The sequence below is a fragment of the Nonomuraea sp. NPDC048901 genome, assembly GCF_040649695.1.
Lineage (GTDB): Bacteria > Actinomycetota > Actinomycetes > Streptosporangiales > Streptosporangiaceae > Nonomuraea.
In genome coordinates this window covers 127,465-140,676 of the sequence record NZ_JBEZFW010000021.1, presented here as the reverse complement: position 1 = coordinate 140,676, position 13,212 = coordinate 127,465, and the positions used below count along the sequence as shown (strand labels likewise).

10 protein-coding genes are annotated in these 13,212 nt (G+C 71.1%); 7 read left to right on the top strand and 3 right to left on the bottom strand.

Annotated elements, in window-relative coordinates; genetic code table 11:
* Positions 1-328: 328 nt before the first annotated feature.
* The 3 genes from AB0C30_RS48020 (at position 329) to AB0C30_RS48010 (ending at position 5,257) form a co-directional block, all read left to right on the top strand.
* A complete protein-coding gene (locus tag AB0C30_RS48020; protein WP_357956995.1) occupies positions 329-4,114 on the top strand; it encodes a S8 family serine peptidase in 3,786 nt (1,261 codons plus the stop codon).
* A 169-nt stretch (positions 4,115-4,283) separates the two neighbouring features.
* Positions 4,284-4,643, top strand: coding sequence for a metalloregulator ArsR/SmtB family transcription factor (locus tag AB0C30_RS48015; RefSeq protein WP_357956993.1), 360 nt, complete (start codon positions 4,284-4,286; stop codon positions 4,641-4,643).
* Positions 4,640-5,257 (top strand): SRPBCC family protein, encoded by a 618-nt coding sequence (locus tag AB0C30_RS48010; RefSeq protein ID WP_357956991.1) that lies wholly within the window; start codon positions 4,640-4,642, stop codon positions 5,255-5,257. Before AB0C30_RS48015 ends, AB0C30_RS48010 begins: the two co-directional genes overlap by 4 nt.
* A 75-nt stretch (positions 5,258-5,332) precedes the next feature.
* Here the strand turns inward: AB0C30_RS48010 and AB0C30_RS48005 are convergent, their stop codons facing one another.
* Positions 5,333-6,280, bottom strand: a complete 948-nt coding sequence (locus AB0C30_RS48005) for a zinc-binding alcohol dehydrogenase family protein (RefSeq protein WP_357956989.1) — start codon at positions 6,278-6,280, stop codon at positions 5,333-5,335.
* A 90-nt stretch (positions 6,281-6,370) separates the two neighbouring features.
* Here AB0C30_RS48005 and AB0C30_RS48000 point away from each other — a divergent pair, with 90 nt between their 5' ends.
* Positions 6,371-6,835: a MarR family transcriptional regulator gene (locus AB0C30_RS48000; protein WP_357956987.1), complete on the top strand. Its 465-nt coding sequence runs from the start codon at positions 6,371-6,373 to the stop codon at positions 6,833-6,835.
* Here AB0C30_RS48000 and AB0C30_RS47995 read toward each other — a convergent pair.
* Positions 6,832-7,938: an SWIM zinc finger family protein gene (locus AB0C30_RS47995; RefSeq protein WP_357956984.1), complete on the bottom strand. Its 1,107-nt coding sequence runs from the start codon at positions 7,936-7,938 to the stop codon at positions 6,832-6,834. The two genes, AB0C30_RS48000 and AB0C30_RS47995, sit on opposite strands and share 4 nt — an antisense overlap.
* A complete protein-coding gene (locus AB0C30_RS47990; protein WP_357957091.1) occupies positions 7,935-10,742 on the bottom strand; it encodes a DEAD/DEAH box helicase in 2,808 nt (935 codons plus the stop codon). The genes AB0C30_RS47995 and AB0C30_RS47990 overlap by 4 nt, the downstream gene beginning before the upstream one ends.
* Before the next feature lie 111 nt (positions 10,743-10,853).
* Here AB0C30_RS47990 and AB0C30_RS47985 point away from each other — a divergent pair, with 111 nt between their 5' ends.
* From AB0C30_RS47985 to AB0C30_RS47975, 3 genes are read left to right on the top strand one after another with little or no spacing between them, the layout of a single operon-like run.
* Positions 10,854-11,471, top strand: coding sequence for a DedA family protein (locus AB0C30_RS47985; protein WP_357956982.1), 618 nt, complete (start codon positions 10,854-10,856; stop codon positions 11,469-11,471).
* Positions 11,455-12,543: a histidine kinase gene (locus AB0C30_RS47980; protein WP_357956980.1), complete on the top strand. Its 1,089-nt coding sequence runs from the start codon at positions 11,455-11,457 to the stop codon at positions 12,541-12,543. Before AB0C30_RS47985 ends, AB0C30_RS47980 begins: the two co-directional genes overlap by 17 nt.
* Complete coding sequence (locus AB0C30_RS47975; protein ID WP_357956978.1) at positions 12,534-13,178, top strand: response regulator transcription factor; 645 nt, start codon at positions 12,534-12,536, stop codon at positions 13,176-13,178. Before AB0C30_RS47980 ends, AB0C30_RS47975 begins: the two co-directional genes overlap by 10 nt.
* Positions 13,179-13,212: the final 34 nt, after the last annotated feature.

Here is a 13,212-nt window from a genome sequence, read left to right as displayed (position 1 = left end):
GCAGCCGAGAATCCGAGAGCGCGTCACACTCCGGGGCCCGGCACCGCTCTTGGCTCGGAAACCGCTCAACATCGATGGGACATCTCATGATCTTAGTAACCGGCGCCACCGGCCTCGTCGCACGCCCCCTGATCGAGCCCCGCGCGCGGTGGCCCGCCTTCGCCGAGTGGGTTGCCGAGCAGGCCGCCGAGTTCGGGGAGTGAGCGCTCCTTAGGGCTGGCGAGTTCACGACAAGTCGGGATCTGGCCACACCTTTCGCATGGACAACGCTAGATCATGACCACTAGGAATTCGGTAGCTTCTCTTACCGATTCGCTGGAGGTCGTCAATGCTGCGTGGGCTGCGTGGGCGAAGGGCGGTGGCCACCGTCGTGGCGGTGCTGGCCGTCTCCGCGCTGTCGGTGCCCGGTGCCCAGGCCGGCGCCGAGGTGGCGGCCCCAGGGCTCGCGGTGGGTACGTCCGGCGGACTCGCGGTCGGTACGGCCGGCGGTGAGATCACCCTCATCACCGGCGACCAGGTGCACCTGCGCGCCGTCGACGGCGGCCACCAGGCGGTGACGATCACTCCGGCCCCACGCGCGGACGGCTCCGTACCGAACTTCCAGGTGCTGGAGGCCGACGGACAGCTGAGCGTCATCCCCGACGACGTCGCCGCCCTGGTCCCGCAGCGTCTTGACGCGGCGCTGTTCGACGTCTCGGAGCTGGCCGAGGACGGGTACGACGCCGCGATCCCGCTCATCCTCACCTACGAGGGCAACACCACCAAGTCCGCCATCCCGGCCGTCAAGCAGCTCCGCACGCTGGAGAGCATCGGCGGCGCGGGGGTGTCGATCGCCACCCATGACGCGGCCCGTTTCGGCGCCGCGCTGGCCGGGCTCGCCGCCGGAACCGCAGCCCGCGCGGCGAGCCCGCTGGCCGGGGTGTCGAAGATCTGGCTCGACCGCAAGGTGGAGCCGGTGCTGGAGAACAGCGTGCCCCAGATCGGCGCGCCCGAGGCGTGGGCGGCCGGGTTCGACGGCACGGGCACGACCGTGGCGGTGCTCGACACCGGCATAGACGCCACCCATGCCGACCTGGCCGGAAAGGTGACCGACCAGCGCGACTTCACCGGCGAGAACGCGACCGGCGACCCCAACGGCCACGGCACCCACGTCGCGAGCACCATCGCGGGCTCCGGCGCCGCCTCGGACGGCCGCCGCAAGGGCGTGGCGCCCGGGGCGGGGCTGCTGAACGGCCGGGTTCTGGGCGGCGACGGCAAGGGCCAGCTCTCCTGGATCATCGACGGCATGGAGTGGGCGGCGGGAGAGAAGCACGCACAGGTCGTCAACATGAGCCTGGGCAGCCGCGTCGCGGGCGGGCCGCTCTCCTCGGCCGTGTCGCGGCTGTCCCAGCAGTACGGCACGTTGTTCGTGGTGGCGGCGGGCAACGACGGCTGCGACGGCTGCGTCGGAGCCCCCGGCGACTCCGCCGACGCGCTGACCGTCGGCGCGGTCGACCGCGCCGACCAGCTGGCCACCTTCTCCAGCAGGGGCCCGATCGCCGTGGACGGCTCGGTCAAGCCCGACGTCACCGCGCCGGGCGTGGAGATCACCGCCGCCAAGGCGGGCGGCGGCTACGTCACGATGTCGGGCACCTCGATGGCCACCCCGCACGTCGCGGGCGCCGCGGCGCTGCTGCGGCAGGCCCGGCCCGGCATCACCGGGCCCGAGCTGAAGTCCTTGCTGATGGAGAGCGCCAAGCCCATGCCGGGCACGCCCGCCGACGCGCGGGGCACCGGCCGGATCGACGTCGGCGCGGCGCTGAAGGGCGCCGTCGTCGCCTCGGCCGGCTCGGTGAACTTCGGCGGCCTCGTGGAAGGCGCCGACAAGAGCGTCACGATGACGTACCGCAACCTCGGCAAGGAGCCCGTCGAGCTGGACCTGAAGGCCGGCGGCCCGTTCACCGCCGAACCCGGCGAGGTGACCGTGCCCGCCGCCGGGCAGGCCGAGGTGAAGGTGACACTCAAGGGCGCGCCCTCCGGCCGGTTGCGGGAGGAGTTGTCGGCGAGCGTTCGCGGCGGGGCCACCGTACGGACCCTGCTGACCGCGAGCGTCGAGCAGCGGCTCGTCGAGCTGCGGGTACGCGGGGTGGCCAGGGACGGCCGCAACGCGCGTGGCGGGTTCACGGTACTGAACCTGGACGAGGGCACCCTGGTCGGGCGCGTCCTGCCCGGCGACCCGGCCCAGCCGTGCACCGAGCAGAAGTCCGGCACCGGCACCTGCCTGCTGGTCAAGCCCGGCACCTACTCCGTGCTCGGCCACATCTTCACCATGCCCGCCACCCAGGACAGCACGGCGACGGGCAAGCCGCTGAACGAGAGCCTCGTCGGCGATCCCGAGATGAAGATCACCGGGGACACCGAGATCGTGCTCGACGCCCGCAAGGCCGTCGAGGTCGAGATCCGGACCCCCGACCACAAGACCAAGCGGAACATGGGCGCCGCGGCGCAGCTCGCCTGGTACCGCGCCGGCGAGAAGGGAACGGCGCTGCGCGGCGGCACCAACATCTCGCCCGGCGGGCAGGTCGAGGAGCGGCTGTTCATCCAGCCGACCAGGAAGGTCACCAAGGGCACCTTCACCGTCGCCACCCGCTGGCGGCTGGAGGCACCCGCGATCACCCTGACGGCTCCGGGCCTCGACCTGAACCCCCAGTACTATGACCCGGTCTCCTTCAGCGACTACGCCACGGAATACCCGAAGCTGGACGGCACCGCTCTGCTCTCGGCGGTCGACGCCGGACGTGGCACGCCCGAGGAGATCAAGGCCCGCGACCTGCGCGGCAAGCTGGCGGTCATCCGCCGTACCGACGGCGTGCCCGTCTCGGCCCAGTCCAACGCGGCGGCGGCCGCGGGAGCCAGGATGGTGGCGATCTACAGCGACCGTCCGGGGGCGGACATCACCTCGGGCGGCACCGGCGTCAAGCTCACGGTCCCGACCGTCCGGCTGACGCAGGAGGAGGGCCTGAAGCTGGTCGAGCGGCTGCGGCGGCTGCCCGTGCCCGTCCTGGCCAAGGGGATCGTGGCCAGCCCCTATGTGTACGACCTGTACCTGCGCGAGAAGGGCCGGGTGCCGGACTCGCTGCGGTACTTGGTGCGCGACCGGTCCCTGGCCAGGACCGAGGCGGGCTATCACAGCCAGCTCGCCGACGACGTGACGGTGAACGAGGCGCGGTTCGTGTTCGAGCCGTGGGACACCTCGTCGATCTCCACGAACCGGCCACTGGCCAAGACGCCGCGTACCCAGGTCCAGTACTTCACTCCCGACCCCGACCTGCGCTGGAGCTCCTCGGCGGGCAGTCCCGAGCGGCACTACAACACGATGTGGCCGCACGTGGACACTCCACGCATCGCTCTGTCGTCACCGGAGTTCCGCAGCTATGAAGCGGGGGAGCGGGTGGAGCGCAGCTGGTTCAAGCAGCCGCTGCTGCCGGGCGTCAACCCGCGCAATCCGCTGCGCAGGGAGGGCGACAAACTGCGTATCTCCATGCAGGGCTTCGTCGACGCGAGCGGCAACTACGGCGACACCTACACCAGCACGTTCGAGCACGGCATGAAAACCGATTTCCGCCTCTACCAGGGCGACTCACTGCTCCAGCAGACCAACTACCTGCCTTCGGGCAGCGTGACCCTGCCGGTGGAGAAGTCCACGTACCGGATCGAGTACGACGTGCGTAACGAGGCCACCTGGGCGAAGCTGTCGACGCGTATCCGGTCGGTGTGGACGTTCGGCTCGGAGCATGTGGACGCGGGGGTCGCCACGGTGATCCCGCTGATCCTGGCCGGGATCGACGCGCCCGTCGACCTGAAGAACCAGGCCCGCTCGGCCAAGCTCGGCGTGTCCTTCCATCGCCAGGAGGGGGCGGCGCGGAGCGCGCTGAAGGAGGTGTCCCTGGAGGTGTCCTACGACGACGGCGCCACGTGGCGGGCGACCCGCCTGCGCGCGAAGGGCGGCACGGACTCCTACGAGGCCACGCTGGACCGACGGCCCGGGAGCTTCGTCTCGCTGCGGCTCAAGGCCGCCGACGTCGACGGCAACACCTTCTCCCAGGAGGCCATCCGCGCGTACGCGACACGGTGACGGTCATCCCCGCCTCCATGGGACAGTGACGGTCATCCGCGCCTACCTGGCGCGGTGACACTCAGACCCGCCGGGCGGATGGGTCATCCCCCTCCGGTCCCATCCGCCCGGCGACCAACCTGAATATCAAGATTGACTTATATAAGTCCAGCTTGAAATACTCCGTCATGTGCATGCATTTGACGTCCTCGGAGACCCCGTCCGGCGCCGGATCCTGGAGCTGCTGGCCGATGGCGAGCTGAGCTCCGGCGAGGTCACCGCGGTCATCCAGCGCGAGCACGGCATCTCCCAACCGGCCGTCTCACAGCATCTACGGGTGCTGCGGGACAACGGGTTCGCCAGCGTGCGAGCCGAGGGCACCCGGCGGCTCTACGCCGTCGAGCCCGGGCCGCTGCGGGAGGTCGACCTCTGGCTGGAACGCTTTCGCGGGTTCTGGGAGCAGCGGCTGGACGCGCTGGCCACCGAACTGGCTCGGGGCAAGCGGGAACGCCGCGCTCCCGGCCCATCATCGAGAAACGAGCACACATGATCGACATCATCAAGCAGATCGAATACGTCCACCGGCAGCTGGAAGACGGCGACGAGCTCAAGACCGTCGTGCTGCGCCGCCACTACGACGCCGACATCGAGGACCTGTGGGACGCCTGCACGTCCGCGGAGCGCATCAGCCGCTGGTTCCTGCCCGTCAAGGGGGACCTTCGGCTCGGCGGCCACTACCAGCTCGAAGGCAACGCCGGTGGAGAGGTGCTGGAATGCGAGCCGCCGCACCGCTTCAAGGTCTCCTGGATCTTCGGCGACGCCCCCGGGCTCTCCGAGGTCGAGGTACGGCTGTCGGCCGACGGCGCCGAGCGCACGCTGTTCGAGCTCCGGCACACCGCTGCCATGCCGCCCGAGATGTGGGACCGGTTCGGACCGGGCGCCGTGGGCGTCGGCTGGGACCAGGGGCTGCTCGGCCTGGCCCTCCACCTGACTGGCGGATCCATCGGCGATCCGATCGCCTGGCAGGGGAGCGAGGAGGGCCGTACTTACAGCAAGACGTGCAGCCGGTTGTGGGGGGAGGCTCACGAGGCGGCGGGCGCCCCCGCCGACCAGGCGAAAGCCGCCGCGGACAACACCAGCGCCTTCTACGCCCCGCCTGCCTGAGCATCCGTGCCCGCGCGGTGGAGGCCCTGGCCTGCTGTTTGATCGGGGGCACGATGGAAGCCGGCCGGCTTATGGTCAGGCGATGCGGACGATGCTCTTGCCGTGGGTGTCGCCGTTGGCCAGCCGCTGGATGGCGGTGTCAAGGTCGGCCATCTCATACTCGGCGGTGACGTCCACCCGGACCGTCTGGTCGGCCAGCAGCCGCAGTGCCCTGGTGGCGCTGTCGGCCAAGCGTTGCGGGTGGGTTTGGCTGAGGAGGTTGCTGTTGTAGGTCAGGGCTGACTTTCCGCTCATGAGCAGGTCGTTGGCGTTGATCTCGACAGGTTCGAAGGTGGCGATGTTGCCATAGATCGCCAGGCGGCCGTGCGGCGCGAGCCGCTCCAGGTTGGCCAGGCGGGTCGGCCCGCCGATGGGGTCCAGGATCACGTCGAACCGCTCGTCGGCGAGGGCGCCGGGGAAGTCCTCGCGTGTGAGCAGCAGGTCGTAGCCGAAGCGCGTGGCGTATTCGGCCTGGGCGGTGCCGCCGACCACTCCCACGATGCGGGCGGCTCCGGCGGCCTTGGCGAACTGGGCCGCGAGCGTGCCGACGCCTCCCGCCGCCGCGTGGACGAGCACGCTGTCACCGGGACGTACCCGGCCGACCGTGTTGATCAGGTCGTAGGCGGTCGGGGTGACCCAGCCGAACCCGGCTGCCGTCCGAGGGTCCACACCGGCGGCGTCGAAGGCGAGGAGGTCTGGCGCCACCACGACCTCGGCGTATGCCCCGGCGCTGGTCAGGGCGGTCACGCGCTGCCCGACGCGGCCCGCGTCCACGCCTTCGCCGACCGCGACGACGCGGCCGGCGGCCTCGAAGCCGGGCACGAAGGGGCGCGGCACCGGGAAGTGGCCGCTGCGGACGAGCACGTCACCGTACTGGATTCCGGCGTATTCCACCCGGATCGCGACCTGCCCCGCGGCCGGGACGGGCTCGTCGATGTCGGCGAGGGTGAAGCGGTCGTCGGTGTCGAAAACCACGGCCTTCATAGTTACAGCTCCCTGTGTTGACTCAGTATCCTGATACCGAGGACCTTATGAGTATCAGATACCTGAGTCAACACAGGGAGCTGTTGATTGATGACCGACGTCCCCGCCGAGGAATACCTCTGTACGCGCATCCGCCGCACCGAGCAGGCTCTGATGGGTCACCATGAGGCTGTTCTGCGCGGCTACGGCCTGACCATGACGCAGTACACCGTGTTGCTGACGCTGTCGCGCGAGGACGGTATGTCCGGTGCGCAACTCGCCCGCTCCTGTGGCGTCACCCAGCAGACCATGGCCTCCGTCCTGACCGGCCTCCAGAACAAGGAACTCATCGCCCGCGAGGCCTCGCCCGTACATTCCAAGGTCCTCATCGCCTCGCTCACCGAACAGGGGCGGCACGTGCTGGACGGCGCGTACCGAGAGGTCATCGTGCTGGAGCGTGCCCTCGGCGCGGCTTTCACCCCGGCCGAGCGCGACGCGTTGTGCGCGCTCCTCGAACGCGCCACCACGATCCTGATCCAGCAGACGCCCAGCGCCGAGTCGTCCCGGGCCGGTTAGCTCACCAGCGCCGACGGGTCGCGTTCCGGTGGGCCGGCGGGCCACCACTGGCCGTCGCGGTCGGTGAAGGGGTACCAGCGGCCGTCGCGGCCGTACCGCAGCTGCCGGCCGCCGATGGTCCAGCGGTTGCGCCATGCCTCGACCTCCGGTGGGCGCTCGCCCTCCCAGCCGGCCCGCAGGAGTGCCCCGGCTCTGGCCAGGTCCTTCCTGGGCGGGGTCCAGGCCGTTTCGAGCGCCTCCAGCCCGTCGGCGCCGCCGTACCGCCAGGCCTGTACGGCCGCCTCCAGGCCGAGGTCGAGGTCGTGCGCGGCGGCCAGGCGTACCCGGTCCTGATATTCGGTCAGTACGGCCAGCCGCCCGGTGAGCAGCAGCTCGCGGGCCCGGTCGGCGGCCGAGGCGGCGAGCACCTCCAGGGCGGCCACGTCGACCCCGGGCGCGGGCTCCAGCCCGAGCGGCGTGTACGCGACGTCGAGCGGCGGCGGACCGGGCAACGGCGGCACGCCCAGGCTGAACGCCACCGCGGCGGACGTACCGGTCTCGGCCGGGGCGGGGACGTCACGGCCCTGGAGCGCCTCGATCAGCTCCTGCTCGCCCCGGCCGCGCATGAGCAGCAGGACGAACGGATCGGCGTCGAGCAGCCACGACGCCTGGTAGCACAGGGCGGCGGCGTGCTTGCACGGGTGCCCCCAGTCGGGGCAGGTGCACTCCGGTTCGAGGTCGCCGACCGTCGGCAGCAGCGGGACTCCGGCGTCCTCGGCGGCCTCTACCAGGTCGTGCGGCATGTCGCGGTCGAGCAGCGCCGCGATGTGCCCCGCCTTGGCGGCGACCTGATCGAGGAAGCGTTCCCAGTCGGGGGCGGCGAGCTGTTCGACGTGGACGACGGTGTCGTACTCGCTCTCGGTGACGGCGGCGATGCGGCCCGGGCTGACCGTGATGGGGCCGACCTGGCCACTCTTGGCGTAGGTGCGGCCCTTGCGCAGGAGCGTGTGGTCGAGGGAGGTGTCCTCCATGGCCTGGATCCAGGCCCCGCCCCACCAGGAGGTGGCGAAGCGGGCACCGGCCCGTTGCGCGGGGAACGCGGGGAATCCTCGGACGGCGTTCATCGTAGCTCCACGAGTGCGGCGAGTTCCGCGTCGGTCAGTTCGGTGAAGGCGGCGTCGCCTCCGGCCAGTACGGCGTCGGCCAGCGAGCGCTTGGCCGCCAGCATTTCGGCGATGCGGTCCTCGATCGTTCCCTCCGCGATCAGCCGGTGCACCTGGACGGGTTTGTCCTGGCCGATGCGGTAGGCGCGGTCGGTGGCCTGGTCTTCGACGGCCGGGTTCCACCAGCGGTCGTAGTGGATGACGTGGTCGGCGCGGGTGAGGTTCAGGCCGGTGCCGGCCGCCTTGAGCGACAGCAGGAACACCGGCGCCGCCCCCTCCTGGAAGCGCCGCACCATCTCCTCCCGCTTCGGCACCGAGGTGCCGCCGTGCAGGAACTGGGTGGCGACGCCCCGATCCGTGAGGTGCCGGTCGAGCAGCCGCGCCATGGCCACGTACTGGGTGAAGACCAGCACCGCGCCGTCCTCGGCGACGATGGTGTCGACGAGTTCGTCGAGCAGTTCGAGCTTGCCGGACCGGCCGGTCAGCCTGGGCGCGGCCTCGTGCAGGTAATGGGCCGGATGGTTGCAGATCTGCTTGAGCCCGGTCAGCAGCTTGACGATCAGGCCGCGCCTGGCCATGCCCTGGGCGCTCTCGATCTGCCGCATGCTCTCCCGGACCACCGCCTCGTACAGTCCGGCCTGCTCGGTGGTCAGCGCCACCGGGCGGTCGGTCTCGGTCTTGGGCGGCAACTCGGGCGCGATGCCGGGATCGGACTTGCGGCGCCGCAGCAGGAACGGCCCCACGAGCCTGGCCAGCCGCTCGGCCGCCACGGTGTCGCCGGACTCGACCGGTTTGGCCCAGCGCGAGCGGAACCTGCCCAGCGAGCCGAGCAGCCCCGGCGTCGTCCAGTCGAGGATGGCCCACAGCTCCGCGAGGTTGTTCTCCACCGGGGTGCCGGTCAGCGCGACGCGGGCGGCCGCCGGGATCTCGCGCAGCGCCTTGGCCGTACCGGAAGAGGGGTTCTTGACGTGCTGTGCCTCGTCGGCCACCAGCAGCCCCCACGGGTGCTCGGCGAGCCGCGCCGCATCCATCCGCATGGTGCCATATGTCGTCAGTACGAAGCCCTCATCGACCAATGTCCGGCTATTTCCATGAAATCGGCGGACAGGGACGCCCGGTGCGAACCTGGAGATCTCCCGCTCCCAGTTCCCCAGCAGCGAGGCGGGGCAGACGACCAGCGTGGGACCGCCGCCCCGGTGCAGGTGCAGGGCGATCAGGGTGATCGTCTTGCCCAGGCCCATGTCGTCGGCCAGGCAGGCGCCGAGCCCGAGCGAGGTCATCCTGGCCAGCCAGCGCAGGCCCTGCAGCTGGTAGTCGCGCAGCCGCGCGTCCAGACCGGCGGGCACGGTGATCTCCTCGGGCTCCGACAGCCGGTCGCGCAGCTCCCGCAGCCAGGCGCTCGGCTCGATCGGCACCTGCTCGCCATCGACCTCCACAGTGCCGGTCAGCGCGGCGCCGAGGGCGTCGAGGCCGATCAGCGGCTTGAGATCGCGCTGCCGAGCCTTGCGGGCCAGGTCCGGCTCGATGAGCACCCACTGGTCGCGCAGTCGTACGACGGGCCGGTGCGCCTCGGCGAGCCGGTCCATCTCGGCCGCGGTCAGCCGCTCGCCGCCCAGGGCGAGCTGCCAGTCGAAGCTGGTCAGGTGATGGCCGCCGAGGAAGGATGGCAGGTCGGACGGAGCACTGTCACGCTCGCCGACGACGGCGCGGGCGCTCAGGCCGCGTACGAGCTCCCTTGGCCAGTGGACCTCGACACCGGCCGCGCCCAGCCGTTCCGCGGCCCCGGCCAGCAGGTCCTCCACGTCCTCGCCTGACAGGGTCAGCTCGTCGGGGACGGCGCTGTCGAGCAGGCGTTCCAGCCGGGCCCAGGCGCGGGCGGCCCGCCTGATGGCCAGCGTGGCGTCGATCCTGGCCCGGGGGCCGAACCCCGGGTCCGTGCCCGCCCACAGGTCGGCGGCGTCCACCACCAGGGACGGGTCGGCCAGGCTGTGCAGCTGGACCACCGCCCGGAACTCCGCCTGCTCCAGACTGTCGGCCTCCAGACGCAGCGACAGGCGTACACCGGAGTCCAGCCCCGCCGACACCTCGTCGGCCCAGGCACGCAGCCGGGGCACTTTGACCGGTTTGACGGCCGCGAACGCCGAGGTGCCGGTGGCACGGACGGCGCCGGGGGAGCGCGGCATCGCGTCGGCCACCGCGTCCAGGAACGCCCGCACCAGCGACTCCGCGTCCCTCAGCCGCACCTCATCCGTGCCGCGTCCGTCGCGTCGCCGCGACTCCGCGTCCCTCGGCGTCGCTTCCCCCGCGCCATGTCCGCCGCCTTGGACGGTCTGCCCGCCGTTCTCGGTGGTCCGGTCTTCTAGAGGTACGGACCGTGCGGCGGCGGGCATGGCGTCCGCCAGCTCTCGGATCCGCTGTACATCGGCCGCGTCGAACGGCCCCGCCCGCCACGAGTCGAAGTCGCCCGCCGAAACCCCCGGCAGGATCCGCCCCCTGGCGACCAGTTGCAGCGCGACCAGCGCCACCGCGCCCCAGAAGCGCGCCGCCGGATCGGCGCCCGCGTAGCTCCTGGCTCTGGCCAGCCCGGCCACGGCGTCGGCGACCGGGACGCGAGTGGCCCGGGCCTCCAGAACCCGCAGCTCACCGCCATGCTCCTCGACCACGGTCACCGTGGCGTCCCCGTCCGGGTCGAGGAAGGCTATCCGCCCCTGCCTGGGTGGGTCGCCGGGCTCGAAGACGACCGCTTGCCGTACCAGATCCGTCATTGGGCTCACGGCCGTACAGTGTACGGTACGAATCACCCTGTGGTTTACCACAGCCCAGATCTGCCGCCCACCTCATTACCACCACTTTGGATCTTGATTAGCCTCTACAGCATGACTGAATGGCTCATCGCGCTGATGGAGACTCTGGGCGCCCCTGGGGCGGGCCTGGCGATCGCGCTGGAAAACCTGTTCCCGCCGCTGCCCAGCGAGGTGATCCTGCCGCTGGCGGGCTTCACCGCCAGCAGGGGCCAGATGGACCTGCTCGAGGTGCTGGTGTGGACCACGGCGGGGTCGGTGTCCGGCGCGCTGGCGCTCTACTGGGTGGGCGCGCTGCTCGGCCGCCGCCGCACGCTGGCCATCGCCGCCAAGCTGCCGCTGGTGAAGGTCTCCGACATCGAGAAGACCGAGGCGTGGTTCCTCAAGCACGGCCAAAAAGCGGTCTTTTTCGGGCGCATGATCCCCATCTTCCGCAGCCTGATCTCCATCCCGGCGGGGGTGGAACGGATGCCGCTGCTCACGTTCACCTTGCTGACGACCGTCGGCAGCCTCATCTGGAACACCGTGTTCGTGCTCGCCGGCTACTACCTGGGCGAAAACTGGTCACTGGTGGAGGCATACGTAGAAGTCGGCACCAACGTCGTGATCGGCGTGGTCGTGCTGGCGGTGCTCGTGTTCATCGGCGTGCGAGTGGCGGAGCGCCGCAAGGGGCGGCATGCGTCCCGTCGCTGAGGGCCTGCGGCTGCTGGCGGCGGTGTCGCTGGGCGCCGCCACCGCCCTGGTCGACATGGTGTTCCTGGTGGTGGCGCTGCCCTTCCTGGGCACTCCCAACACGCGGGCGGCGGCCAGGCGGCTGGTCCTGCTGGAGACACGGCGCCTGCGCCTGGACGCGACGGAGTTCGACGTGAGCGGGCGGGCCCCACGCTATCTGGCGCTTCGCGTTCCGGCGGGCTTGCTGGGCGGGCTGGTCGTGGGGCTGCTCCTGCTCGGGGTGGTGATGGTCGGCCGGCTCGCCTGGGCCTGGGCGAGCGGCGACACCTTCGACGGCATCGCACCCACGCTGCCGATCCTGCTCTATTTCACCCTGGCCGGGATCCTGCTGCTCTTCCTGAACCTGTCGGGCCTGGTGGGCGTTTACTCGCTCGAACGGCGGCTGGCCCAGCGCGTGCTCGGCCCCGACCCCACCGAGAGACTCGAACGCAGGATCGTCGAGCTGGCCGAGAGCCGGGCCGGGATCGTGGCGGCCGTCGACTCCGAGCGCCGCCGGATCGAACGCGACCTGCACGACGGCCTCCAGCAGCGCCTGGTCGCCCTGTCGATGTTGATCGGCCGATCCCGGCGCGGCCGTCCCGAGCTGCTGCACCAGGCTCACGAGGAAGCGCAGCAGGCGCTGGCCGAGCTGCGCGAGGTGGCCTGGCGGGTCTACCCGAGCGGCCTCGACTCCCTCGGCCTCGGCGAGGCGCTGGCGGGGGTGGCCGAGCGATCGAGCGTGCCGGTCAAGGTGTCCTGCGAGCTGGCCGCGCGCCCGCCGATGGGGGTGGAGACGGCCGCCTACTTCGTCGTCTGCGAGGCGGTGACCAACGCCGCCAAGCACGCGGGAGCCACGCTCATCACCGTTGACGTGCACCGGGAGGGCACAATGATCGTCGTGCGGGTCGAAGATGACGGCCGGGGCGGCGCGACCGCCTCGGGAAGCGGGCTGTCGGGCCTGGCGCGCCGGGTGGCGGCGCTCGACGGCAGGTTCGAGCTGGTCAGCCCGGCGGGCGGCCCGACGACGATCGTGGCGGAGCTGCCGTGCGGGTGATCCTGGCCGAAGACTCGACGCTGCTGCGCGAGGGCCTGCTCCGGCTGCTCGTGGAGGAGGGCCACGAGGTGCCCGCCGCCGTGGGCGACGGCCCCGCTCTGGTCGAAGCGGTGGCCGCGCACGAACCCGACATCGTGGTGGTCGACGTACGGATGCCGCCGACCCACACCGACGAGGGCCTGCGCGCCGCACTGGAGATCAGGCGCCGCTGGCCCGCCGTCAAGGTCCTGGTCCTTTCGCAGTACGTGGAGAAGAAATACGCGACGGAGCTGATGAGCGGCGACGTGGAAGGCGTCGGCTACCTGCTCAAAGACCGGGTGGCGCAGGTGGCCGACTTCCTCGACGCGCTCGACCGGGTGGGCGCCGGGGGAGCGGCGTTCGATCCCGAGGTCGTACGCCAACTGCTGGCCCGCACCACCCAGCTCGATCCGCTCGCCCGGCTCACCCCTCGGGAGCGAGACGTGCTCGAACGCATGGCCCAGGGCCTGACGAACGCCTCGATCGCCCACGCCATGCACGTGTCACAGAGCGCTGTGGAAAAGCACGTCAATTCGCTCTTCGACAAGCTCGGCCTGTCTCACCACACCGGCTACAGCCGCCGCGTGCTGGCCGTGCTGCGTTTCCTGGAGTCGTGACCTGCCTCGTTCCCGGCCGGCTGAAATGGCGGTC